Annotated in this window: 21 protein-coding genes, 2 pseudogenes and 1 CRISPR repeat array; of the genes and pseudogenes, 15 read left to right on the top strand and 8 right to left on the bottom strand. The window is 47.7% G+C overall.

Features of this window, described 5'->3' with window-relative positions; all coding sequences use genetic code 11:
- Window positions 1-219 precede the first annotated feature (219 nt).
- From cas5 to K7I13_RS01925, 8 genes are all read left to right on the top strand, one after another.
- On the top strand, window positions 220-888 hold the full coding sequence (gene cas5, locus K7I13_RS01960; protein ID WP_255947556.1) for a CRISPR-associated protein Cas5: 669 nt from the start codon (window positions 220-222) through the stop codon (window positions 886-888).
- The gene (locus K7I13_RS01955; RefSeq protein WP_255947554.1) at window positions 881-3,028 is read left to right on the top strand and encodes a hypothetical protein; all 2,148 of its coding nucleotides are present in this window, start codon (window positions 881-883) and stop codon (window positions 3,026-3,028) included. Before cas5 ends, K7I13_RS01955 begins: the two co-directional genes overlap by 8 nt.
- Entirely contained in the window at window positions 3,021-3,905 is an 885-nt protein-coding gene (locus K7I13_RS01950) for a type I CRISPR-associated protein Cas7 (RefSeq protein ID WP_255947553.1), read from the top strand. The genes K7I13_RS01955 and K7I13_RS01950 overlap by 8 nt, the downstream gene beginning before the upstream one ends.
- A complete protein-coding gene (locus tag K7I13_RS01945) occupies window positions 3,902-6,097 on the top strand; it encodes a DEAD/DEAH box helicase (protein ID WP_255947552.1) in 2,196 nt (731 codons plus the stop codon). Before K7I13_RS01950 ends, K7I13_RS01945 begins: the two co-directional genes overlap by 4 nt.
- Window positions 6,098-6,115: 18 nt before the next feature.
- On the top strand, window positions 6,116-6,823 hold the full coding sequence (gene cas4, locus K7I13_RS01940; RefSeq protein ID WP_255947546.1) for a CRISPR-associated protein Cas4: 708 nt from the start codon (window positions 6,116-6,118) through the stop codon (window positions 6,821-6,823).
- Window positions 6,820-7,851 (top strand): type I-C CRISPR-associated endonuclease Cas1c, encoded by a 1,032-nt coding sequence (cas1c, locus tag K7I13_RS01935; protein ID WP_255947544.1) that lies wholly within the window; start codon window positions 6,820-6,822, stop codon window positions 7,849-7,851. Before cas4 ends, cas1c begins: the two co-directional genes overlap by 4 nt.
- A gap of 6 nt (window positions 7,852-7,857) precedes the next feature.
- The gene (cas2, locus tag K7I13_RS01930; protein ID WP_255947542.1) at window positions 7,858-8,148 is read left to right on the top strand and encodes a CRISPR-associated endonuclease Cas2; all 291 of its coding nucleotides are present in this window, start codon (window positions 7,858-7,860) and stop codon (window positions 8,146-8,148) included.
- 229 nt (window positions 8,149-8,377) lie between these two features.
- Window positions 8,378-9,334: a CRISPR direct-repeat array (repeat unit 32 nt; unit sequence GTCGCGCTCCGTGCGAGCGCGTGGATTGAAAC).
- Between the two features lie 221 nt (window positions 9,335-9,555).
- Window positions 9,556-10,953: a hypothetical protein gene (locus K7I13_RS01925; RefSeq protein WP_255947540.1), complete on the top strand. Its 1,398-nt coding sequence runs from the start codon at window positions 9,556-9,558 to the stop codon at window positions 10,951-10,953.
- Window positions 10,954-11,119: 166 nt separating this feature from the next.
- On the opposite strand, the gene K7I13_RS01920 is transcribed toward K7I13_RS01925, so the two are convergent.
- The gene (locus tag K7I13_RS01920) at window positions 11,120-12,586 is read right to left on the bottom strand and encodes an amino acid permease (protein WP_255947538.1); all 1,467 of its coding nucleotides are present in this window, start codon (window positions 12,584-12,586) and stop codon (window positions 11,120-11,122) included.
- Between the two features lie 11 nt (window positions 12,587-12,597).
- On the bottom strand, window positions 12,598-13,986 hold the full coding sequence (gene gad, locus K7I13_RS01915) for a glutamate decarboxylase (protein ID WP_255947536.1): 1,389 nt from the start codon (window positions 13,984-13,986) through the stop codon (window positions 12,598-12,600).
- A 229-nt stretch (window positions 13,987-14,215) separates the two neighbouring features.
- Here gad and K7I13_RS01910 point away from each other — a divergent pair, with 229 nt between their 5' ends.
- From K7I13_RS01910 to queA, 6 genes and pseudogenes are all read left to right on the top strand, one after another.
- Complete coding sequence (locus tag K7I13_RS01910) at window positions 14,216-14,458, top strand: hypothetical protein (protein WP_255947535.1); 243 nt, start codon at window positions 14,216-14,218, stop codon at window positions 14,456-14,458.
- A 158-nt stretch (window positions 14,459-14,616) separates the two neighbouring features.
- Window positions 14,617-15,357, top strand: a complete 741-nt coding sequence (locus tag K7I13_RS01905; protein WP_255947534.1) for a YebC/PmpR family DNA-binding transcriptional regulator — start codon at window positions 14,617-14,619, stop codon at window positions 15,355-15,357.
- 63 nt (window positions 15,358-15,420) lie between these two features.
- Complete coding sequence (ruvC, locus tag K7I13_RS01900; RefSeq protein WP_255947533.1) at window positions 15,421-15,921, top strand: crossover junction endodeoxyribonuclease RuvC; 501 nt, start codon at window positions 15,421-15,423, stop codon at window positions 15,919-15,921.
- Between the two features lie 161 nt (window positions 15,922-16,082).
- Window positions 16,083-16,715 carry a Holliday junction branch migration protein RuvA gene (gene ruvA, locus K7I13_RS01895; RefSeq protein ID WP_255947532.1) on the top strand — a complete coding sequence of 211 codons (633 nt, stop codon included), beginning with the start codon at window positions 16,083-16,085 and terminating at the stop codon, window positions 16,713-16,715.
- A 19-nt stretch (window positions 16,716-16,734) separates the two neighbouring features.
- The gene (ruvB, locus tag K7I13_RS01890; protein ID WP_255947531.1) at window positions 16,735-17,781 is read left to right on the top strand and encodes a Holliday junction branch migration DNA helicase RuvB; all 1,047 of its coding nucleotides are present in this window, start codon (window positions 16,735-16,737) and stop codon (window positions 17,779-17,781) included.
- Window positions 17,756-18,816, top strand: a pseudogene (queA, locus tag K7I13_RS01885) (tRNA preQ1(34) S-adenosylmethionine ribosyltransferase-isomerase QueA). Before ruvB ends, queA begins: the two are co-directional and overlap by 26 nt.
- Window positions 18,817-18,824: 8 nt before the next feature.
- On the opposite strand, the gene K7I13_RS01880 reads toward queA, so the two are convergent.
- The 6 genes and pseudogenes from K7I13_RS01880 to loaP all read right to left on the bottom strand — a co-directional run bounded on the left by K7I13_RS01880 (window position 18,825) and on the right by loaP (window position 25,406).
- Window positions 18,825-19,664: an FAD binding domain-containing protein gene (locus K7I13_RS01880; protein ID WP_255947530.1), complete on the bottom strand. Its 840-nt coding sequence runs from the start codon at window positions 19,662-19,664 to the stop codon at window positions 18,825-18,827.
- Window positions 19,654-20,133, bottom strand: coding sequence for a (2Fe-2S)-binding protein (locus tag K7I13_RS01875; protein WP_255947529.1), 480 nt, complete (start codon window positions 20,131-20,133; stop codon window positions 19,654-19,656). Before K7I13_RS01875 ends, K7I13_RS01880 begins: the two co-directional genes overlap by 11 nt.
- A complete protein-coding gene (locus tag K7I13_RS01870; protein WP_255947527.1) occupies window positions 20,130-21,980 on the bottom strand; it encodes a xanthine dehydrogenase family protein molybdopterin-binding subunit in 1,851 nt (616 codons plus the stop codon). The genes K7I13_RS01875 and K7I13_RS01870 overlap by 4 nt, the downstream gene beginning before the upstream one ends.
- Window positions 21,981-22,196: 216 nt before the next feature.
- Window positions 22,197-23,420, bottom strand: a complete 1,224-nt coding sequence (locus K7I13_RS01865) for a DegT/DnrJ/EryC1/StrS family aminotransferase (protein WP_255947525.1) — start codon at window positions 23,418-23,420, stop codon at window positions 22,197-22,199.
- A pseudogene (locus K7I13_RS01860) lies at window positions 23,413-24,926 on the bottom strand (polysaccharide biosynthesis protein). Before K7I13_RS01860 ends, K7I13_RS01865 begins: the two are co-directional and overlap by 8 nt.
- Window positions 24,927-25,406, bottom strand: a complete 480-nt coding sequence (gene loaP, locus K7I13_RS01855; protein WP_439647457.1) for an antiterminator LoaP — start codon at window positions 25,404-25,406, stop codon at window positions 24,927-24,929. It lies immediately after the preceding pseudogene.
- A gap of 150 nt (window positions 25,407-25,556) precedes the next feature.
- Here loaP and K7I13_RS01850 point away from each other — a divergent pair, with 150 nt between their 5' ends.
- Window positions 25,557-26,063 carry a hypothetical protein gene (locus K7I13_RS01850; protein WP_255947523.1) on the top strand — a complete coding sequence of 169 codons (507 nt, stop codon included), beginning with the start codon at window positions 25,557-25,559 and terminating at the stop codon, window positions 26,061-26,063.
- The last annotated feature ends 11 nt before the right edge of the window (window positions 26,064-26,074 follow it).

Raw genomic sequence — 26,074 nt, 5'->3', positions numbered from 1 at the left:
CATTGCACATGTACGGAAAAATGAAAGCGGAAAGAAATTTAACCTCTTGGAATATTGTATATCTGTAAACGACAGGGTATATTTTATCTGTCGTCCGTTCGGGCGTGGATTGAAACATGTATTATTAGTGATAAATAAGAAAAACACCTGTTTACAGGTGTTTTTTGTTGACAGATAATAAATCGTCATGTAATATTAATTGTAAATTAAGGAGGTTGCATGATAAAAAATGCCTATCCTGTCCAGATGGAAATCGCCGGGAATACGGCCATGTGGACCCGCCCGGATACTGGCGACTCCCCGGTCAGTTTTTCCGTACCGACATATTCCGCGGTGAAGGGGATTTTTGAGTCGGTTTTATGGGGACCTGCGGTAACCATAGTGCCGGTAAAGGTTGAAATCTGTGCTCCCCTGCAATTTCATTCATACTACACAAATTACGGAGGCCCATTAAGAAAAGCGGAATCCGTTAAGAAAGGAAATGCTTATCAGTTATTGGCAACGGTTATGATTGATGTGTGCTACCGGCTGTATGCGCTGGCCATGCCGAACAGAGAAAAGGCAGGTGTTTCCGAAGCCACTTTAAGCTGGGACCAAAAGACAACATCCCCGGGCCATGCTTATCAGGCCATATTCGAACGCCGGCTCAAACGGGGGCAGTGTCATGCAGTTCCCTGCCTCGGCTGGAAGGAGTTTACCCCCTCATACTTCGGACCTTTTCGGGAAAACACGAAGGTTCAGGGTGAATTGAATTTTACCATCCCTTCGCTCCTGAGGGAAGTTTTTTCGCGAGGATATAGTTCGCCGGTTTCCTTTGTATATGACCAGAACGTGCGGATTGAAAACGGGATTCTGGTTTTCCCGGAAAGGAGGGTGGAAGATGATTAATGAATTGTACGCTGTTTCCGAAGCTCTCACAAAAAGTAAGATTAACCCCAAGAAATGGCAGCGGGAATTCAAGCCTCTTCCAAGGGTGAGCATTAAATCTCCCTGCCTGCGGATATGTATAGGCAGTGATCTCCGGATTACCGAAATAACTATAATCACCGATGAAGATCATTCATTTTTTCTGCGTAAATGGGAAACCAGTAACGGGATGTCTTTTCCCGCCTTTAACTGTCCACCGCTATACCGGGCTGATTCGGACGAGCAAAAAGGAAAACTGGATAGCTGGTTACGGGGGAAAGAGGCGGTTGATGTCAGCCTTGTGCGACAATGGTGTACTGCGGAGACGGACAACTGGACGGGGACGGTCCTGAAAAAATTGGACAACTGTCTGCATAAACTTCCCGTCGCGTTTCTTGAAAAAACCGGGAATGCCGCAGATGTGCAGAATGAAAACGCGGTAACGGAATTAATCGATCTCCTCTCCCGGTTCGAAATAAGCGGACGGAATAGCGGGGATAAAACAAAGACTGTCCTGAAAGATGTCCTTGAAACGTATCTTTTTACTCAGCTCGAAAAAGGCGGTGATGCCGGAATGGCGTTACGTCTCCTTTTCGGGGGAAGCGCCGGGAAGGATGTTTCCGTCATTTTTGATCTTGCCGACTGGCAGTGTTTTCGGTATCCTGTTGCCCACGAAAAAAGCATGAACTGGATGAATGATATCCTGCTGAGTGGACAGACTTGGGAAGCTCCGGCTGAAATGGTTGATGCCTTTGGAATTGCCTATACTCCCATCGACGAGCCCTTGCCCAGTGTAAACCTCCGGGGAATTCCGAAGGTGATTCTCCGTTCCATGTTTAAAGATCACCTCTGCCAGTACCGCTATAATCTCATTGAAGGGGCTTCCTATCCTGTAGCCAGGGAAACCCGGGCCAGGATGAAGGGCGCTCTTGAGTGGCTCAGCGATTCTTCCCGGCAGGGCAAGACCTGGGGCAACGCGGACGGCGATGAGGTGGTTTTCGCTTATCCTTCAAAACGTCCCGACGCGCCGGTTATGCTGACCGCCCTGCTCGGTGCCGGCGCTGGACAGGATCTTAAGACGGCAAACACCGGTACCTTTGAAAGCTGTGCTGACGATGTGATCAGCGCTTTGACAAGATTACAGGGAACCCGGCGGGAGGAAATTGATATTCAGGTTTTTGCCATCAGGAAGATGGACACTGCCCGGAGGAAGATTGTATTCAACAGGAATTACAGCGCCGAGAGGCTGATAGCCGCGGCAGAAGAATGGCAGAAGGGCTGTGCCAATATCCCACGGGTACGATTCAGAGTATGGAATAAGGAGGAGGGGAAGCCCGGCTTTACTGAATCAAAAACGCCCATGCCCCTGAGGATCGCTTCAATCTGTAACAGAATATGGAAGCAGGATGGATCTTCTTCCGGAGAGGTGAAACGAATAAAGTACTACCAGGGTGTGGAGCTGTTTTTTGAAGATAGTCTTTTGGGAATGGAAGCCCATATCCTGAACACCCTGCTCTGTAATACTTCGGGACTGCTTATCTATCTTGGTTCTGTTCAACATAATCAGGAACTGCTAAAAAACAATTTCAATATGGAAATTGTCAATTCACTCATGCCCCTCTTCGGCCTGCTGCTGTATAAACAGGGGTACCATAAGGAGGTCTATATGGAAAATATCCCCTACCTGTTCGGACAGATACTGAAAGTATCTGATGAACTTCACGCCTTTTACTGTAAGGTTGTCCGTGACGGAAATGTACCGCCCCAGCTGGCGGGAGCTTCTCTTTTATCCGCCGCGTTTGATATGCCGGATAAGGTGATGGCCCAGCTGGGGAAGCGGATGGTTCCGTATATTTCGTGGGCAAAGCAATACACACGAAATGAAAAGCAATTTACCCCGCAGAATGAGAAGAACCGGAAACTTGTGGGATGGCTGTTGAATGTATACAGCCAAACGGCGGCAAAGCTCCCTGATTTTACATCAAAACGTTTTGACGATCTTGAAAAGGCGCAACTCTTTATCGGGTATCTTGCGGATCTTCCAAGAAGTGAGAAACCGAAGGCAGAAGGGTCGGTAAATAATACAGAAGAAGAAAAAATTACGGAGGAATATCATGGCTGATGAAATCAAACGCGCTACAGGACTACTGGTCATTGAGGCGGTCAATTCAAATCCCAATGGAGACCCCGACCGGGAAAGCGATCCCCGGCAGCGGCCCAACGGACTGGGAGAAATTTCTCCTGTTTCATTCAAAAGGAAACTGCGGGATATTGTTGAAGACAGGGATAACGCGCTTTTCCAAGAACTCTGCGCGAAATTGAAACTTGACCCAGAAAATTACCGTATCCTGGAATCCCGAGGAAGGGTTCGTGGGGATATTCAAAAAGAAATGTCCGACGATGTTTCGAAGTTTGATCAGGGGAAATTTCTCAACAGTACCTTTGTAAAAAAATATTGGGATGCCCGCCTGTTCGGTAATACCTTTCTGGAGTCAGGGGCGGACAAGGGTTTTATCAAGACCGGAGTTGCCCAGTTTGGGATGGGGGTTTCTATTTCTCCGGTAAGTATTGTGCGTCAAACGAACACGAACAAAGCCGGCGTCGAGGCGGACAAAAAACAGGGAATGGCGCCTCTGGCGTACCGGATTGTTGAACACGCTGTGTACTGTATGCCCTTCTTCATCAACCCGAATTACGCAGGCAAAACCGGCTGTACGTCGGCGGATATCGAGCTGCTGAAAGGGCTCATCCCTTATGCTTATGATCAGACAAAATCTGCCATCCGGCCCGATGTACGGATACGTCACGCCTGGTACATTGAGCACAAGAATGTCCTTGGTAGCTGCCCCGATTATCTCCTTTTTGAAGCCCTTACTCCAAAACGCATCGGTGACACCGCCGAGCCTTCCGTATCCTGGAAGGATTATGAGGATGTGACGGTCTTACCGGGGGACCTTATGGCGAAGGTTGGATCCTGTGTGGATTTAATGGCCCTATGACATATTATGCCCACAGTCCCGATGAGAAAAAGGGTGTTGGGGGCCAAACCTACGCTGATCATGTTTCAGGGGTGGTGCGGCGGTCGGAAGCAGCGGCCGCCGCGATTTTACCTTATGCCCGCCGGGACGGGAAGTTGCTTTGCGATACGGTGGCGGCAGCGGCGGAGTTGCACGACCTTGGGAAACTGGATGGAGAGAATCAGCGGGTTCTTTCCGGCAAAGTCAGGGCAAAAAAACTGCCGGTACACCATGCCGACGCAGGGGCAGCGTATCTTCTGGGAAACCCGTCGGGGATTTCGTTTGCGGCCCTCGCGGTACAGTCCCACCATTCCGGATATCCCGATTTTTGTGATGAAGGGAAAAAAGGCGCTAAAGCTTTTCGGGACGAGACGGTTTTTGAACAGGTAAACGCGGTGTTGCCCTGTCTGGTAGAAATTCATCAGGGACAATTCCGGAACTGTCCCGTAGAGAAGGGAGTACTTCCCTCCGGAGATGCATCCCTGTTTCTTCGCCTTGTCCTTTCATGCCTTGCCGACGCGGACCACACCGATACGACGATACATTATGGTGAATATGCCGAACCGGATACCCTTGTTCCGTTGCGGCCTGCGGAACGGCTTGCCCGGCTTGATAAGTATATTGCAGGTTTTGGAAACAACACAGACGAACGATCCCTGCTCCGTACTGAAATGTATTATGCCTGCCGTAACAGTGATACCGGCGAGGTAATCAATTCCTGTGACAGTCCGGTGGGGTCAGGAAAGACTACGGCTGTCATGGCTCACTTGCTTGCCCAGGCTGAAAAAAGAGGCCTCCGCCGGATTTTTATTATTCTTCCTTTTACGAATATCATCCGGCAGTCGGTTAAGAAATACCGAGAAACTCTGGTTTTCCCCGGTGAGAATCCTGAACAGGTGGTGGCTGAGCTGCACCATCGGGCTGATTTTCAGAGTATGAATGCCCGGCAGTTGACGGCCTTATGGAAAGCTCCAATTATTGTAACTACTGCGGTCGCTTTCTTTGAGACCCTTGCCGCCAATTCCCCGGCATCCCTTCGACGGCTTCATCAGCTTCCCGGAAGCGCGGTTTTTGTTGATGAATCCCACGCGGCGCTGCCGGTAAAATTGCTGCCTCTTGCCTGGAGGTGGATACAGCGTTATGCCGATGAGTGGGGCTGTTATTGGGTACTCGCCTCGGGGTCGCTCACCCGCTTCTGGGAAATAAATGAAATAAGTGAAACGAAACGAAGGGTCCCGGAAATTACCGACAATATCCTCCGGAATCAGCTTGCCGCTTATGAAGTGCAGCGGGTACGCTACCGTTATCATCCGGAACCGAAAAGGGTAAAAGAACTTGCGGAGTGGGTAACTTCCTTCCCCGGACCCCGGTTGCTTATTCTCAATACTGTACAGAGTGCGGCGGTTGCGGCGGACTTTTTCGCGAAGACCTTTGGTCGTAAAAAAGTTGAACACCTGTCAACGGCCCTGACTCCGAAGGATCGGGAAAAAATCCTGAAGCGCATAGAAGACCGGCTTTTGGATTCCGATGATACGGACTGGACTCTGGTGGCGACTTCCTGTGTGGAAGCGGGAGTTGATTTGTCTTTCAGAACAGGTTTCCGGGAATTGGCTTCCCTCATGTCCCTTCTTCAACTTGCTGGGCGGATAAACCGGCACGGAGGGGTACAGGATGCCGAAGTATGGTCTTTCTGTATCGCTGCCGTTGATAATCTCAAACTGCATCCGGCATTTAAACATGCCTCGGGAATACTACGCCGTTATTTTGATTCCGGAAAAGAAATAAGACCGGAGTTGTGTACCGATACAATCATGGAAGAGATAATTCTGTTGGGGAGTTCGTCGATTTTTAAGCAGCTTATCGAACAGGAAAATGTTCACAGCTTTAAATTTATTGAAGCTAATTTCAGGGTTATCGATACGGATACCCGCATAGCAGTTGCTGATAAGGAACTTATTTCCAGGTTAAAGAAACATGAAAAAGTTTCATGGCGGGACATCCAGCTCAATTCGGTTCAGGTATGGAAACCGAAAACGGATTATCTCGGGCTGCCGGAGCTGCGGAACGGTTTATATGAATGGCATCTTCCGTATGATGATTTTATCGGTTATATGGCAGGGATATTACCGATAGAAAACTTCAACTCCTTTGAGCCCGGCGCATGTGTGGTATAATAATGGAGAGCCATGCAGATGTATTCTGAAGATGATCTGATACCTATTTCCGCTGTTTCCCATGTTACTTATTGTGAACGGCGGTATGCCCTCGTTCATCTCGAACAGCTCTGGGAGGAGAACCTTTTTACCGCCGAGGGACAGGTGCTGCATGAACGGGTCGATGTTGAACACCACGAATCGCGGAGGTTGTTCCGTCAAGAATACGGAATGGCTGTGCGTTCTCTGGAGTATGGGTTGACAGGAAAGTGTGATCTGGTGGAAATATGGTTTGACGAGGTCGGTGCGGTACGGAAGGTGTCTCCGGTGGAGTTCAAGCGAGGGCGGAAAAAGGAGAGCGATGTTGACCGCGCCCAGCTCTGCGCCCAGGCGTTGTGCCTTGAGGAAATGTTTGGGGTTCCGGTTGAGTCAGGACAGCTCTATTATCTGCAGGAACACCGACGCCGGGATGTGACGCTCGATTGTACTTTGCGGGAGAAAACCGACGCCCTCATCGGACGAATCAGGGAGCTGAGGGAATCCGGACGTACTCCTTCAGCGCGATATGAAAAGAAAAAATGTGACAGCTGTTCCCTGTATGATCTTTGTATGCCTCAGAACGCGGGTTCAGGCGGAAAAAAAGTTTCCCGGTATATCAGCGCACAGCTTCGGTATGTAGACAGATTATGTGAAGAGCCCGAAGAGCCCGCTAATGAAATTGATGATGAATACGGGAGTGAAGAATGAGGAAGCTGCTTAATACCTTGTACGTGAGTTCCCAGGGTTCGTACCTGCATCGGGATGGTGAGACGGTGATTGTCGAACGGGAACGGGAGAAAGTCCTGCAATTGCCTATTCACACCATTGGCGGAATTGTCTGTTTTGGGAATGTGCTTTGTTCGCCATATCTTCTCGGGTTCTGTGCGGAACGGGATGTGTCAATTTCATTCCTGACCGAATACGGAAAGTTCCTGGCCTCAGTCAGAGGGCCGGTGAGCGGCAATGTGCTTTTGCGCCGGCAGCAATACCGGATGGCGGATGATGCTGAAGCGACAAAGGCGATTGCTTCAAATATGGTGAGCGGAAAACTTGCCAATAGTCGTATAGTGCTGAACAGAACTGCCCGCGATCACGGAGAAAAGACCGATGCGGAGGCGTTGAAGTCGGCGTCCAAACATATCGGACGCATACTGAACCAGGTCGCCTCCGCGAAACATGCAGATGAGGTACGGGGTTTTGAGGGCCATGCCGGTGCGGAATATTTCAGGGTGTTTAATCATCTGATTATTGACCAGAAGAATGATTTTGCTTTTACCGGAAGAAGCCGGAGGCCTCCCTTGGATGAGGTAAATGCCCTGCTTTCATTTGTGTATACTCTTCTTACCCATGATGTGCGTTCGGCGCTGGAAACGGTAGGGCTTGACCCGTCCGTTGGTTTTCTTCACCGTGACCGTCCGGGACGGCCGGGGCTGGCACTTGACATGATGGAAGAGTTTCGCCCGGTAATTGCAGACCGGCTGGTATTATCACTGATTAACCGTCGTCAGCTTGGGAAAAAGGATTTCAGCCGGGCGGCGAATGGCGCGGTGACTATGAGTGACAGCGCACGCAGAACCGTCCTCACCGAATATCAGAACCGTAAACAGGATGAAGTTCTGCATCCGTATATCGAGGAAACTGTCAAAATCGGACTCCTGTTTTTTGTTCAGGCAAATTTGCTTGCCCGGCATATCCGTGGTGATATCGACGGATATCCGCCGTTTTTCTGGAGGTAGCGGACGATGATGGTTCTTGTGAGCTATGATGTGATGGTTACGAGTCCGGGCGGAGCGAAACGGCTGCGACATGTGGCGAAGGCCTGCACCAATTACGGCCAGCGGGTACAGTATTCGGTGTTTGAATGTGTTGTTGATCCGGCTCAGTGGGTACAGTTGAAAAACAGGCTCGAAGCAATTATTGACGGCAAAACAGACAGTCTGCGTTATTATTATCTCGGCGCGAATTATAAACGCCGGGTTGAGCATATTGGTGCAAAGCCTGGATATGATGTCGACAGTCCTCTGATTATCTAGCTTGCATTACAATGTTTTTTCTCAGAAAGTTTCCGTAAACAGGATTTCGGAATCGCGAACGTCAGAGATACAGAAAATACCGGGATGTTCGCGTTTTTTGCATTTCCTTACAGGATAAGATCTTTGATAATTGAGGGGAGGAAAAATAATTACATTTCCGGAAATTTTATTCCGTTTCGCAATTTCGGGGCTTTAACTTCTTATGTAATAAGGATATAATACGAGGTGAGTCGCGCTCCGTGCGAGCGCGTGGATTGAAACTATTAAGCCCGGAACCGATTCATACGGCATGGGCGTCGCGCTCCGTGCGAGCGCGTGGATTGAAACATGATTACACAATTTATCGACGCGAGGCTCATGAAGGTCGCGCTCCGTGCGAGCGCGTGGATTGAAACAAAATAAACAGACATTGACTATGCGCTTGCCTGTGTCGCGCTCCGTGCGAGCGCGTGGATTGAAACCAAAAAAGGAGTAGACCATGAAACGGGTGGTAAAGTCGCGCTCCGTGCGAGCGCGTGGATTGAAACATCGCCAGTATAAAACCGGATTGCCTGTATGTAGTCGCGCTCCGTGCGAGCGCGTGGATTGAAACAAAAAACTTGTTGTCGATAAGAAAACGGGAAAACGTCGCGCTCCGTGCGAGCGCGTGGATTGAAACCTGGAATAGCACCATTCTTCCGGCAGGGTAATATGTCGCGCTCCGTGCGAGCGCGTGGATTGAAACGCAATTGACCGTTCAAGATTTGTGCTTCCTGTGTCGCGCTCCGTGCGAGCGCGTGGATTGAAACAAACCCAGGAAGCGCCCCGGCGGCTCCTATTACGTCGCGCTCCGTGCGAGCGCGTGGATTGAAACAGTAAAAAAACAGCAGGACCTTGCCAGGGAAGCCAGTCGCGCTCCGTGCGAGCGCGTGGATTGAAACCTCATCCATTGCCACGACCGTGAAAAATGGATCTGGTCGCGCTCCGTGCGAGCGCGTGGATTGAAACAGCATATCGGCTGTAAAAAAATCATTTACATAGAGTCGCGCTCCGTGCGAGCGCGTGGATTGAAACTCCACTGTTCCGGTCTCCACTGTTCCGGTCTCCGCGTCGCGCTCCGTGCGAGCGCGTGGATTGAAACTCATCATCTGACGCCTCTCCACGCAAAAAACTATGTCGCGCTCCGTGCGAGCGCGTGGGTTGGATTTTTTTTTCGGCGCTATACCGGTTAAAACCGGTACCGGAATGTTTCCGTAACCGCAGCCTGCAGAAACTGGTACACTGCCTTTATTGTCCCTCAATATGTAAAAGTGAAAAGTTGTCATATTTTATTTGGAATTATGGAAACCGGCAAAATAACATTACAAAATACCGGCAGAGCTAGTTGCATAATAAAATATTATAATTTAAAGGAAGGAGGAAAATAATATGATAAAAAAAATTACGCTGTTATGTGTTTTGTTTTCTGTTTTAGCGGCATTAAATGCTGAAATACGTCTGACCGGCAATGTTACGGGAATAGCAACCATGGGAATAGCCGGCAAAGAGCAGAGTATCCCCGGGGCTCCTGACGGTGTCTATGATGACAGAAAAAACGGATATTATCTGGAATCCAATTTTGGCATACTGTTTACACCTTTTTCGCCTTTTGAAGTTTTTTTTAATGCGACGATGAAAAGCAGACCCGGCGCGCCCTATCTTCCGTTACAGCTTATCTATGTAGACAAACAGGACTTTCAGATATCTGTTGATACCATCTATGGAAAGATAAATATTTTTCGGGCCCTGAATTTTGATTTGCCTGTTGATTTTTTTATCAGGGCCGGAAGATACAATATAGCGGCGATGGGATATCAGAATGTATCGGGTTACAAAATGGAATCGGTTACGGGAAAAATGGAAACCAGTACTAATTTTACTATAGATTTACAGGCTGTTTATCCGATGTCAGAAACACAGACTCTTTCAATAATGCTCGCTACAAATTACCGGCTGAATGAAGCGGTTCAGAAACTGTATGATGATGATATAGAACCGGGCAAAATGCATGGGGATGATATAGACGGCGAATATGCTCCCATGATTGTCGCGTCCGTGAATCTTGCGGAGCTTGAGCTTCCTTTCGGAAAGCTTTCCGCGGAAGGTATCTATATACTGAACGCAGGAGGTTTCAATACGGGACACAACGCGGCTTTATCTGCCGGTCTCGGTATAGATATCTCTCCGGATTTACGTATACCTCTCGGAATAGGTTTTGCGTATTATGAAAAAAATACCGATGTTTCAGCCAATTCAGTAGGAAATTATCCGGGCAATGTTACCACCGACATGAGGGAAACCTTCCGGACCGGGCTGGGAACAGGCGTAAGGTATTCAGGGGACACCATATCCGCAGATTTGAATCTGGGATTTTCCTATACACATATCAATCATATTTACCGCGATCCGATTTCCCTGTTCGGGGCATCTATAGACGGCAAACTTACTTTCAGTAACATATATTTTATCGGAGCGGGATTTGTCGCCGGAACCCTTGCTGATGCCCGGTGGGAAACAAATCCTGATTTCATTGCGGAGGACGGAAACGGATATGACCATACTTTTTCCTTCCGTGACAATTTCGGATATGAAATCTATGCGGGAATAAAATTTTTTCCGACCTGCAGATTGGTTCTCGGATATGCACACAATCAGGGAATTGCCATGAACTACCTGCTTGAAAATCTCAAAGGCGCGGTCATAAAATATAAACAGAAAGGTACGGATCCTGCCGACCTGCTATATGAAATTCATGGCGTGTATATCAAGCTTGAAATGTATTGGTAAAGTATTTCAGGTGCAGGCGCATTTTGAAACTATTTTCCGGTCACTGCAGGAATATCCTGCCGCAGTTTGGGCCGATATTCCTGCAGGTTAATTCAGGAAAGAGGACAGCTTCAATAAAATAGTAATTTGCTGCTTATCCCCCTGGCCTGAAACTCAAAGTCCTTTTTTACTGAGCCGGATTACCGGTACCGGATATTTTTTTTCTCCGTACCCTTTCAAGCACAAACGGAAAGCCCGTAAACACTATCGTTCCTGCGGCGACAATACATACATAGAACGCCGGGTTCCCGATAGGCAGCTGTGAAGGCGGAAAGAATGCAACAATAAAGACAAACAGGGCGGCAAGAAAACCGATTCCTGCAACCAGCCACATTCCTGTCATCCCTCCGGGGACCTTATACGGTCTTTCCATATCAGGCTTCGATATCCTTAACCGGATTGCCGCGGCATACATCAGCAAATACATGACTATATATACGGCCGCGGTAAGCGCTGACAGAAGAAAGAAAGCCACATTTACATCCTTCAGGATAAAATACAGACAGGCGAGTACTGTCACAATAAGTCCCTGTATTATTAAAATAATAAAAGGCGCTCCATTCTTATTTGTAGCGGTCATCTTTTCCGGTAAAAGACCGTCCTTTGCTGTCTGGAGCAATCCGTGACTCGGCCCGGTAATCCAGGACATAACGCCGCCGAGCGTTCCGAAGGCTATACAAACGGCCAGAATACTGATGGCCCATTTCATATTTATTGCCCTAAGCATGACATCAAGCGCCTGCATTAATCCCGATTCAATCTGGATATGGGAAGAGCGGACAACAATGGAAATCGCGAGCGATCCGAATGTAAACAGTGCAAAGACTATAACTGCCGCAAGAAAAACTGCCGCCGGATACTGTTTTCTCGGATTTTCCATTTCAGAAGCATGGACGGCCTGAACCTCAACACCGGCAAACAATAAAATAATCCCGGCAAGAAAAGACAGATTGCTCATATTACTCACTGAAGGTAACCAGCGGAGCGACGGGTGTCCGTTTCTGATTACCGTAACGGCATTCTCTGCTGTTCCCATATCCTCAAACCCCACAGGCTTTTTCAGGATCAGCCAGACAAGGGCAAGAATAATAACCACAGCTCCCGGCAGGATAGTCCCCACAAGAAAGCCCCAGCTGGTTACCTTGGACAGTATTTTTGTTCCGGCGAAGGCAATAAATGTCGCCAGCCAGTAAAAAACAATAATAAACAGACCGGTATATACTCCGTTCCCGGCAAGCTCCGGCTTTCCGATTCCGTATGCGACTGCGCTGGCCGCAAATGCCAATACAGTGGGGTACCATACCACATTCTGTATCCACTGGAGCCAGATGGCGCAAAAACCGAAATTCTTTCCGAACGCTCCGCTGACCCAATCATATACGCCGCCACTCTTTCCTGCGTACGCGCTTCCCAGCTCTGCGGAAACGAGGGATGCGGGAATCAGAAAGAGAATAGTCGCAAAGGCAATGTAAAAAAACATTGTCATTTCTTCTGCTGCCATCATGGGTAATCCGCGCAGGCTGATAATTCCGGCGGCGGTCATAAAGGCGAGCGATGTGGTAGAAACCTTTGAGGATTTTGTTTTCTTTTCCATAACAGTCTCCCTTATGAATGATTAAAGCTGCCTCTGGCATCTTTTCTTGGAGAAGGCGGATACGATTCCAGAGCGCTGACCGCGCGTTTCATGTCCTCAAGAAGCAGTTCCATAAGATCGGTACTTGCACCATGCTTTACAAGTACACGCTGCACCGCGATATTGTCACAGTGGGCGGGCAGGGTATAGGCGGGAACCAGCCATCCCCGTTCACGGAGCTTATCGGAAAGATCAAAAAGAGTAAAAGGCAGATTGGCATTGTCCTTCAGTTTCCATGTGACTGCCGGAATTCCCTTTTTTTCATCCGGAGTATACAGAAACTCGAAAAACCCGAATTGTTCGAGGCCTCTGACAAGAAACTTTCCCGCATTATAGCATCCATCCTGGATTTTCCGGTAACCGTCGCGGCCGAACCGGATAAAATTATAATACTGGGCTATAATCTGCCCGCCGGGCCGGGAAAAATTAATGGCGAAAGTAGGCATATTGCCGCCGAGGTAATTCACATAGAACACAAGGTCTTCGGGAATATCTTTTTTTTCACTCCATACAACCCAGCCGCAGCCGAGCGGCGCAAGCCCGAATTTATGTCCTGAAGCATTTATCGACTTTACCCGGGGAACCCTGAAATCCCATTCAAGGGCCGGCGCGCAGAACGGAGCAAGAAAACCTCCGGACGCTCCGTCAACATGGATGGGAATGTCCCAGCCTTTTTCCTTTTGAAGTCTGTCGAGGGCTTCCGCTATTTCCTTTACCGGCTCATACTGACCGGTAAAAGTTATACCAAGAGTTACAACGACGCCGATAGTATTTTCGTCACAGCGTTTCAGCACTTCCTCCGCATTCATGATATACCGGCTCCTGTCCATGGGAATTTCCCTGAGTTCAACATCCCAATACCGGGCAAATTTATGCCAGCAAACCTGGACCGGACCGCAGACCATATTCGGTTTGTCCGTATCCTTCCCCGCTTTTTTGCGCGCCTCCCGCCAGCGCCATTTCATTGCCATGCCTCCCAGCATGGCCGCTTCCGAAGAACCGGTTGTCGATGTCCCTACCGCATTTTTTGACTCATGGGCATGCCAGAGGTCCGCTATAATGTTCACACAGCGTGCTTCCACTTCAGCGGTTTGCGGATACTCATCTTTGTCGATCATGTTTTTATCGATACAGTCATCCATAAGATGACGCACTTCGGGATCAGCCCATGTCTGGCAAAATGTCGCCAGATTCTGCCTGGCGTTTCCGTCAAGCATCAGTTCATCCCTGACCAACTGATAAATTTCAGCAGGATCGGACTCGTTTTCAGGTAATTTGAACCTGCCAAGCGGACGTTCCGCCGATTTTTTGTCGAAAAGATCGTCATAAGGCGATTCCTGCATTCTTTCATGCAATCCCATAGAGAGTCTCCTTAAGTGTTTTGATTTTTTTATTTTTGGATAATTAAAATATACACTATTTTACAGCCGAGTAACAAATTACATACATCCGCGGAATGGCGGACTGTTTCCTCCCGCGTAATAGCGGCGCTTCCGCTAAAGTTCCCTGCATTGATAAAAACATACTCGACAAAATGCCTGCCATGAGGTATTATTATACATAATATTGTTATCACGAGAGGAGACATACATGAAAACGGTACACTGCGATATATGCAAAAAGGTGATTGTCTCACCCATACCCGGAGGGGAAAACCCCGCCGAGATGCCCTTTTTTCATTACCGGGAATATATAATCTGCGAACCCTGCAAGGATGTCATCGATGTCCGTCTGCGCCCCGTACTCCGCAATCATTTTCCCTATTCTGCGGAATGGTATGAACAGCAGTTTGTTGATTTTATAAACGCCGGAATAAGGGCAAACCGTCCCTGATTTTACTGTTATCAGATTTGAATCGTAGAAAAGCGTGTCAAATGCGGAAAAAGATGCCTAATGCGAAAAAGTGGCGGTTTTTCCATCTGTTGACATGCTTTTTTCTTTTTTATACAATATGAAGATATTTAATTTGTATTTGAAGTAAAGGAGACATCATGTCAGGACATAGTAAATGGGCCACAATTAAACATGCCAAGGGAGCAGCTGACGCGAAACGCGGACAGATGTTTACCAAGTTCATAAAGGAAATTTCAATCGCTGCGCGTATGGGAGGCGGTGATCCGTCTTCAAACCCCCGGCTCCGCACCGCGATTCTTAAAGCGCGCGCCGCAAATATGCCCAAGGATAACATTGAAAGGGCTATAAAAAAGGGTACCGGTGAACTCGGCGCCGCGAACTATGAGGAATTGCTCTATGAAGGCTATGGTCCGGGCGGAGTCGCGATCCTTGTCGAGGTTCTGACCGACAACAAAAACCGTGCCGCTGCAAATGTCCGCAATCTCTTCTCGAAAAACGGCGGAAATCTGGGCGCTACCGGCTCGGTTGCCTATATGTTTGCGCGCAAGGGCGTAATTGAATATGATGCTGAAACTGCCGATGAGGATGCGATCATGGAGGTTGCCCTTGAATCCGGCGCCGATGATGTTTCAAATGAAGACGGAGTAATCTCTGTATACACCGACCCTGCCAGTTTTGAATCCGCGCTCGAAGCCCTCCAGGAAAAGGGTTTTGAGTCAGTTTCCGCGTCCGTATCCATGGTTCCCGATACCTACAGCACTCTTGATGCTGAAACGACCCGCAAGGTTCTCAAGCTCATTGATAAACTCGAAGAAGATGAAGATGTGCAGAATGTATACTCAAACATTGATATCCCTGAGGGATTTGAAGAAGAATAATCATTCTTTGTTATGAAAAGCCTCCGCTTGCGGAGGCCTTTTTTTTCGGGTACACTGGTATCCGTGATTAATAAGACTGAACGGATTGTAATTGGGATCGATCCCGGCCTTGCCTCAACCGGATACGGCATAGTCCGGGCCAGCTCAAACCATCTCCAGTATATCGCCCACGGTGTTATTGAAACGACCCCTGCTTTTGCCCGCCAGGACAGAATAGTCAAAATATTCAATGAAATTAATGAAGTTCTCGACAGATATAAACCTGATGAAGCCGGCATGGAAACCCTTTTCTTTGCGAAAAATGTTTCCAGCGCTATGGGGGTTGCCGAAGCCCGGGGCGTTGTTACTCTTGCGCTGGGGCTCCGGGGTATAAAACTGGGGGAATACACCCCGAACGGAATAAAACAGGCTGTCGCCGGTATCACCCGGGCAAATAAAAAACAGGTGCAGGAAGCGGTCTGTTTTCTGCTTGGCTTGTGCGAAACGCCGGAGCCGGACCACGCGGCCGACGCGCTGGCAGCCGCGATTACCAGAATACACACCAGTGATTTTTCAATACTATAACAGTATACTATCATATTATACTATATCACTCTATGATATATCGCATTATGGTATATTGATTATGCGGTATACTTTTCAGACAGCGGAGGCAGTGTCCTGTGGCCGGGCCGGACTGTCCCCGGACATATTGAATTTCCGCGCCAAAAAGGAGATAATGAGGTATGTTTAACAGCATTTCCGGTATTATTACCGCAAAAACTCCGGCATCGGTTTTTCTCGAAAATAACGGTATAGAATGGGATATAATGGTCCCTGCTCTTGCCATTGATTCCTTCGGGGCGGTAGGCGCCGAGGTCCGGGTTTATACCTGGCTGTATCATAAAGAAGATTCGATGCGGCTTTTCGGGTTTTTCAGCCCGGCCCAGCGGGACCTTTTTCTTAATCTGATGAAGGTTGAAGGTATTGGCCCGAAACAGGCGGTAAAAATACTTTCCCACATATCGGTTAACGCCTTTGAAGAAGCCGTTGACGGGGAAGACCTTGCCCAGCTTGAAAGGGTCCCCGGCATCGGGAAAAAGACCGCCCAGAAAATGATCCTTGCCCTGAAAGGAAATCTTGTCCGCGACAATCAGGGCGCGCTGCATATAAAAACCGGAATAAGCAAATATGAAGATATTATCAACGCCTTAGTTGAAATGGGATATGAAAGAAAGGCCTCAGTATATGCGGTGGAAAACGCCGCTACGGAAGTAATTGCAAAGGCGAAGTCTTCCTCCGGCGGACCGGACCCTGAAAAGGATCCTGCCGGTTTTGAAAAAGAAGTTTTCAGAATTGCAATTGTTTCCCTGAGCTGAAGCGGGGTAGGGACCAAGTATGGAAACAGGTAATCAGGGGATTGTCCGTCCGGCTTTTATGCCTGATGATGAAAAAGACAGGGCTCTGCGTCCGCGGCTGCTCGCTGATTTTCACGGTCAGGAGCAGATAAAATCAAATTTATCGGTTTTTGTCAGGGCCGCATGTTCCCGGCAGGAAAGTCTGGACCATGTTTTTCTTATCGGCCCTCCCGGCCTCGGAAAAACGACCCTGGCCCAGATCACAGCCAATGAACTCGGAGTGGAATTCAAGGTAACGAGCGCTCCCGCTCTGGAAAAGCCGAAAGACCTTGCCGGTATCCTTACATCAATATCGGAAAGGAGTGTTCTTTTCATAGATGAAATACACCGGCTGAAACCTGCTATAGAGGAAATGCTGTATATTGCGATGGAAGACTATGAACTCGACTGGATTATCGGGCAGGGCGCCAGCGCGCGGTCTGTCCGTATTCCGCTCCCTCCCTTTACCCTTATCGGGGCGACAACGCGCGCGGGAATGGTTTCCAGTCCTCTTATAAGCCGGTTCGGAATTGTTCACCGCTTCAATTTTTATACGGAAGAAGAACTCGCGACCATTATACGCCGGTCGGCGCAGATTCTGGAAGTCAGTATTCCTTCTGATGCGGCCGCGGCTCTCGCCCACTGTTCACGCGGTACTCCGCGCGTTGCGAACCGGCTGCTGCGAAGAATGCGTGATTTTGCCCAGATCCTTGGCGAAGGGGTTATAACCTGTGAAGTCGTGAATGACGGATTAACGAAACTGGAAATCGACAGCCTGGGTCTTGAACGCCATGACAGGGAAATACTCGCTTCAATAATCACCAATTACGGCGGAGGGCCTGTAGGCGCGGAAACCCTTGCTATTTCCGTGGGCGAGCCGCTCGACACTCTTGAGGATTACTACGAACCCTACCTTATCCAGTCCGGGTTGCTTCAGCGGACATCGCGCGGCAGGATTGTGACGGAACGGGCGTATGCCCATCTGGGAATGGAACAATATAAAAAAAGCAGAGAAACGGACGATGCAAACGAAGGATTTTTATTTTAATCTGCCGGAAGAACTCATAGCGCAAAAACCCAGTTCAGTGCGCGGACAGGACCGGCTTCTTTTTCTTGACAGGCAAAAACATATTTTTTCGGATCATCTCTTTCAGGACTTGCCTGAACTTATTGAACCGGGAACACTTATGGTTTTCAATGATTCAAAGGTCCGACGCGCCCGTATTTTTGCGACTGCTGAATCAAGCGGAAATAAAACGGAATTTCTTTTGATAGCCCCGTACCTGATTGCCGGCTGTGAACCGGGAACAGTCTGGAAGGTTATGGCGAAAAACGCAAAGCGGCAAAAACCGGGCAGGACGTATTTTTTTGATGACGGGACGGGAGCTGAAATTATTACAGCGCAGGAAGCTTCAGCCTTGACTCCTGAGTTCCGCCTCCTGAAGTTCAGCCGTCCGGTTGATGATACCTGGCTTGAAACATTCGGACACTTGCCGCTGCCTCCCTATATTCGCCGTGAAGACGAAGCTGACGACGCCGACCGCTACCAGACTGTGTATGCAGAAAATATCGGTTCGGTCGCGGCTCCCACGGCAGGCCTGCACTTTTCCGAGGAAATATTCTCCGCTCTCGACAGCCGCGGGATTGAACGGACAGCCGTAACCCTGCACGTGGGACTTGGGACTTTTTTGCCGGTCCGCGCTGAACATATTGAAGACCATGTGATGCATACTGAAACTTATACAATAACACAGGATACTGCGGCAAAAGTTACGGCGGCAAAACGGGAAAAACGTCCGGTACTGGCGGTCGGGACAACAAGCGTGCGGACCCTTGAGTCAGCCTGGAATAATGAAGAGAATATTCTACGTTCCGGGGAATATGCCACCAATATATTCATTTATCCGGGATATTCTTTCAGGGCCGTTGACCGGATTTTTACCAACTTCCATACTCCCGAATCAACGCTGCTTATGCTGGTGTCTGCCTTTGCCGGAAAGAGTCTGGTAATGGACGCCTATGAACATGCAATCCGCGAAGGATACCGTTTTTTTCATACGGCGATTCAATGCTGATCGGATGATCCGGAAATCAGGTCAGCATCCGGAGCGCGACTTCAAGAAGATTGAACAGGCATTTTTTTTCGTATGGACTTGCAAAGAAGGAAGGGCTGAAAAAAGGTTCGGCTTTTTCGAGTACATTGGTTATTTCCTTTTCGCTGAGCGGGAGGCCCCTTCCTATTAAGAGATTTTCAAATTCGCGGTTCCTGAAAAATTTTCTCCCTGCCCAGGCTATCCGTATGTCGGAAAGAATGTCTTTTTGGGATTTTACAAGGCAGACAAAGGAAGCTGTCGTTTCTTCAATAATACCGGGTCTTCCAAGTCTCCGGTAATAGGATATGTCCCAGTTTTCTGTCGGAATACGTATCTTGCTTATCAATTCAGTTTCGGCCGGCCGCAATTGTTCGACGTTGGAAAAATAACGCCCGATCGGTATCCAGTCGGCTTCGTCCTTTGTCCGTATTTCAAGCCGCGCGTCAAGGGCCAGAAGCGGCGCAAAAGTTGAAAGCCTGCGGTCTTTTGATGAAATATTTCCCCCGATTGTCGCAATGGATCTTATCGCCGGATTTCCGATTCCCCGTATTGCCCTGAATAAAACTTCCGGCACATTTTTCCGTCCCAGTTTGATCAGATCATTCATTGTCATACAGGAGCCGAAGTCAATATACCGTTCTGTCTTGTTTACCGTATTCAGTTCCGGGACTTTTGCTATCGCGAGCACATCCGGCGGAAGAGAAATAAGCGGGCCTGTCTGTTTCCGGGCAATCTCTGTCCCTCCCGCTACAATGGAAATACCTGAAATATTTTTCATTATAAGCTGTGCTTCAGAGATTGATGATGCGTAGTAAATAGTGGATGCCTTATCTGACATTTTTCCGTTTCCGCCTTATCGCGCCTGCGAGTTTTACACCCGCTATTATATTTTCAATACTGGTGCATCTGCATAAATTTCCCGCGAACATTTCCTTTATTTCATCCCTTGCAGGTTTCATATTTTTTTCAAGTATTCTCTGCGCAATGAAGATTTTGCCCGCATTGCAGTAACCGCACATTATTGCGCCGGCCTGTTCAAAACCCTGAATGATGTCCTGGTAATCCGCGGTTTTGCTGAATTCTTCTATTGTTACGATTTCCGCGTCCCGGACCTGGAAAACTGAAATTATGCAGGACGGAACCGGCTTATTATTCATCAGTACGGTACAGGAGCCGCAATGTCCCGCGCCGCAGCTTTCTTTTGTTCCTGTCAGGTTAAAGCGCTTCCTCAGAATATTAACCAGCCGCTCTCCAGAGTTTGCGTCTATAAACACCGTGCTGCCGTTCAGTGTAAACGGGACAATCATACAGCTGTTTCCTCCTGTGGTTCCTGTGAAAATTTGCTTTCCAGCTTTTCAAATATCATTTCCGCATTAACAGGAATTGTTTCCGTAAACGAATCGGTAATCTGGGCAAGGGCTGTTGTATAAGCTGCGGGAATAAGGGTGTGTGCGATTGAATCCAGCCCGCGCGGAACGAAGGCGGAGTCCGCAAAAATAATGTGGGTTTTCGGAACCTGCACAGGAGAAATAATATTATACAGATTCCCGTCCGCCGGATGGAATTTCCCGTCCGTTATTTTTATCTGTTCAATACTTACTTTAGAAATTGCCTCCGCTATGGTTTTATTCACTGTGGAAATGGCCGCCTGTTTGTTATAAATCTGTCCGGCGTCACAGGCCAGCCAGACTGACCGGATATGCACTTCAAAGGCGGTTGGATCAAGTTCCATTTCAAGCACGCAAACAGCCGGGGTGAGCGAAATAAAGGGTTTGCCGGTCATCTGCGAAAAATCCCATATTTCTTTTTTCCCGGGCTTGTATATTTTTTTTACCGTAATGGGAAGCGGCTGTCTGAAACGCAGTTTCTGGATTGTTGAGCAGCATCTGATGATGAGCGGAGCAAGGATGGCAATCTTACTGGAAAGGGTTTCGGGACCGCTTATACTCATGTCGTCAGTATCAGTTCCCGCAAAATAAATAAGTTCTTTTCCGATTCCGAAAGAAGTAGCAACAATAGCTCCCAGTATATTTTTCATTGATTTTGAATAAAAACCTGATTTGATATATACATTTCCGTCTGTGTCCATAGTCATTTCAACTTCATATTTTGAATTATTCAGGGTTTTACTTATAAATCCGTTTCCCTGGAATCCGCAGGCAATTCCGATTCCCCTGAACGGGCCGTCTCCGTATCCGTTTCTGGTTTTGTTGAGGCTCGAATAGGCCGCGTATTTGCGGTGAAAATCGCTGGCCCTGCAAACCGAATCAAACAGGTCCTTAAAGTGGTAATCGGTTTCCATAATCGCACCGTAAAACAGCTTTTCGCCCCTTGATACTAAATTTGCAAGTTTCCATTCAACCGGAGAAAAGCCTGATTTTTTGATAATCTCATTAAGATGATTTTCCAATGCGAACAATACGGATGATTCTTCGAAGCCCGCAAGGGCATCCATTGGAGGCATACTGGTTTTTACCGCATAGACTTCGATTTTCCGGTTTTTCGCTGTATAAAAACCTGTAGCGGAAACAGCCATCCGGTCAATGATCTCGTGTATGAGCGGACTATAGGCCCCTGAATTAACCAGAATCTTTATTATTATTGATTCTATCTTTCCCTTGCTGTTTATTGCTGTTTTGTGGGTAATTTTTATCGGAGCTGATTTGGTCGTGTAGTAAAAATCTTCTGACCGGGAAAAAGATATTTTTACCGGTTTTTTGCACAGGTACGACGCGAGCGCCGCCTGCGCCGACAGGATTGACGGTGTCCATATTTTTCCATCAAGGACTTCGCCTGTCACTGTTGGTATGACCCTTACTTTTTCGTTATCGAGGCCGAGTACGGCGGCAACTGTTTCCCTGACATGGAAAGGCCATTGGGTAGCCGTATATATTTCAATCTTTTCCTTGGAATAATTTACCGTTGTGCAAAGGGGTTCCGCATAAAAGTGATCCTGCGGACCTATGGATGTTACTGTTTCAAATTTTGTTTTTGCCCTCGCATAGACCGGATCAGGATTGCCTGAAGAGATAATTCTCTTGCCTATTATCTGCTGTTCAGAAAAATCATCATCAAATAAGAAAGGCCGGTTTTCTTCAGTTTCAATTTTAATGTCCTGTGCGATTTTCCTGATTATCTCGGGATCAGGTCCCACAAGTATTCCGACCGGCTCCCCGAAATAACTGATTTCATGCGAAGCAAAAATTGGTACCGATGAATCAATTACCGTTAAAACCTTTTCCCCCGGAATATCCGAAGCTGTGTAAAAAAATAACCTGCAGGGAGGACCGGTGTCTGAATCTGTATGAGAATGCCATGTTCAATCTCTGCCCTGACAAGCAAACCGTAATACTGGCCAGCCAGATCTATATCACTGCAAAATCTGTTTTTTGTTTTTTTTATTCCGGTCATACGCACCGCCTGTAATACTGTTCCCTGTTTCTATAACCGTGTCAATAATGCGGCGTGCTGTTTGTTCAGGCATACCGGGCCAAAAGGGAAGGGAAATCGTTGTTCTATATTTTTTATCGGCCTCAGGAAAATCTTTTTTACTGAGACCGTATCTGTCTTTAAAGTAACTCATTTCAAAGTGCGGAATAAAGTGCATGGAAACCCCAAGGCCTTTTTCCCTGAGAATCTGCATAAAATCATCCCGGTCAATAGTCAGCTTTTCCGGAACAATCCGCAGCAGATACAAATGCCAGGCGTTTCCAGGACTGTCAGGAGGCAGCTGAAAGAATTCGCACCGGCTGAACGCGGTATTGAACATTTCCGCAAGAGCTTTTCTTTCCTTAAAAAAAGTGTCGGCCTTTGTGAGCTGGACTCTTCCGATCGCGGCAAGAATATCGGGAAGATTGCATTTCCAGCCTTCATCCACAACATCATATTTCCATGAAGCGTCGGGATTCGTATATCTGTCCCACACGATTCTGTTTATGCCGTTTGAGCGCATTATTTTTATCCGATCCGCCTTTTCACTGTCCCTTACGCAAACCATCCCGCCTTCACCTGTAGTTATTGTTTTTGTAGCGTAAAACGAAAAAACACCGGCGTCGCCAAGGGTACCCGCTAAACCGTCAGGAGTCCGGGCGGGAAATGCATGGGCGGAATCTTCAATAACCGGCACATTGAATCTGCTCGCTATTTCATTGATCGCTCTCATATTGCATACTTCGCCCGCGATATGTACCGGCACAATTGCCGCAATTGAAGAATCCTTCCTGAGAACGGTTTCTATTTTTTCCGGATCAATATTATATGAATCCGGTTCAATGTCCGCATACACTATTTCTGCATTAAGGTGGCGGGCGCTTGTCGCGGTTGATACAAAGGTGTAAGGCGTCGTCAGGATTTTTTTTCCGGATCCGACTCCGAAAGCCTCCATGGCCAGAAGAAGTCCTGACGAGGCGCTGTTAACGGCCAGGGAAAAGGGGCTTCCCGTGTATCCGGAAAATTCCCGTTCAAAATCGAGCGTTTCTTTTCCGGTTGTCAGCCAGCCCGACCGGATTACCCGTATTACGGCTTCTTCTTCTTTTTCTGAAAAAGAAGGCTTAAAAAAAGGGATATTCTTCTCTGCCGGCGGTTTTTCATTCATTATATATTTCTCCCAGAGAAGGAATAGCTTCGCATAGAACAGCGATGAGACTGTCCCTGTTACGGTATTCTTCTTTTCTTCCCTGTTCATAAAAACAAACCGGCGCTAGTTTTTCCAATAGAAGGGACAGCTTTATATCCGCCGCCGGATTACCGTTAACCAGCCGCAATATCTTGGGGTATTCGGTTTTTTCGGGCTTTTCTTCTTCAGACCAGAGAATCTCATCACAGCGTTCCCCGGGACGTTTGCCTATAAAAGAAATCTGTATATCCTCTTCCGGCCGGTACCCCATAAAGCGGATCAGCTGCTCGGCTACATCAAGAATTTTCAGCGGTTCCCCCATGTCGAGGAGGTACGCTTCTCCGTTAATTCCGACACCGCCTGTTTTAAGTACCAGCGAACAGGCCTCGGGTATGGTCATAAAATACCGCGTCATTGCCGGATCGGTAACCGTTACCGGACCGCCTTTATGAATCTGGTCAATAAAGAGGGGAAGTATTGATCCCCGGGAAGCCAGCACATTTCCAAAACGTACAACCATGTACGCCTGCGCGTCATCCTGTTCAGATGATTTGTCCAGGTTTCCGGCGGCTTTTTTTGCGCACTCCATAACCATTTTTTCGCAGATGAATTTTGAGGCCCCGTATACCGAAACGGGATTTACCGCCTTATCGGTTGAAATGAGAACAAATCTTTTAACTCCGGCGGCAAGGCAGGCTTCCAGAAGGTTCTTTGTACCGAATACATTGTTTTCAATTGCCGCAACAGGGTTTTCTTCCATAAGCGGAACATGCTTATAGGCCGCGGCATGGAATACGGCGTCGCACCGCAGTTTTTTAATGATATACCGCATATATTCCCGGTCTTTCAATTCTCCGATCACAGGTACAATAGTTGCTTTTTCTCCTACACCGCCTTCCTGAAGAAGATGCAGCTCATGATCAATCTGGTATATGGAATTCTCACCGTGCCCGAACAGAAAAATGCGTTCAGCCCCGCCCGAAAGAAGCTGCCGGGCAAGCTCGCTTCCTATTGAACCTCCCGCCCCGGTAATCAGGACTCTCTTTCCCTGAGGTAGGCGAGACTTTCCTTCAGGCTTATCGCAACAGGCGCCCTTCCCAGTAAATCCTGCGGGTCGATTTCCCTGGTTTGAACAAGATGGGCATTTCCCTCAAGAATCTGTGCGATATTCGGCAAAAGCCTGATTTTCGCGAATCCGGCCTTTTTCAGGACGGAATAAATGCCGCTGAGTAATTCGGGCCCCGCGCTTGGAATAGCAATAAGGGCCTCGTCCTTGGGCCCTATTCTGATTAAGCTCGCGGTTTGCTGTATGGGTCCGATGACAGGTATACCATCTATAGTCTTTCCTATCTTGTTCACATCGTCATCGAGAAAGGCTATAACAGTCCCGAAGATATCCTTTTCCCGGATTTCATGGGCAAGCATTGTCCCGGCAATCCCGGCCCCGATGATATAGATACTTGTTGCAGCATTGTTTTCCGGCATTTACTTTTTTCCCAGAATTTCAAAGGCGAGATCAACAGGAAAGGAATCATTATACATATCCAGTTTTACCTTTGCCCGGCATTTTCTCCTGTCGACTTTTATAATACTCCCCTCAAGCCCCTTGAGAGGTCCTTCAACAACAATAATACGGTTATTTTCATCGAACTGCACTTTTGAAATGTCCGCAACTTCTCCAAAAGAAAGAAAATGCTTTATTGTAGACAGGTCTTTTCCCGAAAGCGGCAGCGGATTTTTATTTTCAGGAAGATAACGGTAAAAGCCGGGAGTAGTGCGGATTGCCCAGTATAATGGTTCGGGAAAATCCCCTGTTTCTAGAAATACATATCCCGGAAAAATGGGAGAAATCTGATCGATCATTTTCCCTGTTTTCCGGATTGGCAGTTTTTTCTTCAGAAAAACAATAGTGACGGGATCAAAGTCATTTGTTAATACAGATAATAATGCCCGTTTGATAAACATTTCTTCGCCGCGTGTTTTAACCTGTAGGGCATAATAACTCATAGTATGAACAATACCACAGGAAATAAAAAAAGAAAATACTTTATTTCCGACGAAAATTCTCATACCGCATTAATTTTTTCCGATATTGTATGAAGAGGTGGAGTAAATATGCATAAAAACAGGCTATTTTTTGTCATCATTCTGCTGACTCTGTGTCTGGGCGGAATTTCGGCCGCAACTGTTACCATATCAGTGGTACAGAATGAACAGGCGCCTGAAGTTGCTCTCGAAATAAGCAGAACAGTCGAAAATGAAATAATGATGCAGTTTTTTGACGCCGGTCATATAGTTTCAAATGAACCGATAAAATCTAACGGAAACCGTTTTCCGGAAAAAAATTACGGCCTGAAAGATGCCGCTCTGGGGTATTCTGACTATCTGGTTGTTGTTTTTCTGCAGTATGGTGTCAATAAAATAGAATCTTCGGATAAAAAAAGCACCTATGCTGAGCTGAAATCAGTTAACTGGAGACTGGTCCGTGTCCGGAATGCGGAAATTATAACGGAAAAAAAACTTGAAATACAGGCTGGTCAGAAAAATAATTTTGACCCGTACAAAAACGCGAAAACTTTGGCAAAACAGATAACCGTGGATTTGCTCAAATATTGTAAGTAGGATCAGGGGGA

The sequence above is a fragment of the Brucepastera parasyntrophica genome (genome assembly GCF_022376835.1).
Classification (GTDB): domain Bacteria; phylum Spirochaetota; class Spirochaetia; order Treponematales; family Treponemataceae; genus Brucepastera; species Brucepastera parasyntrophica.
Note: the sequence above shows the minus strand (reverse complement) of the source record. Positions and strands in the feature narration are given on the sequence as shown.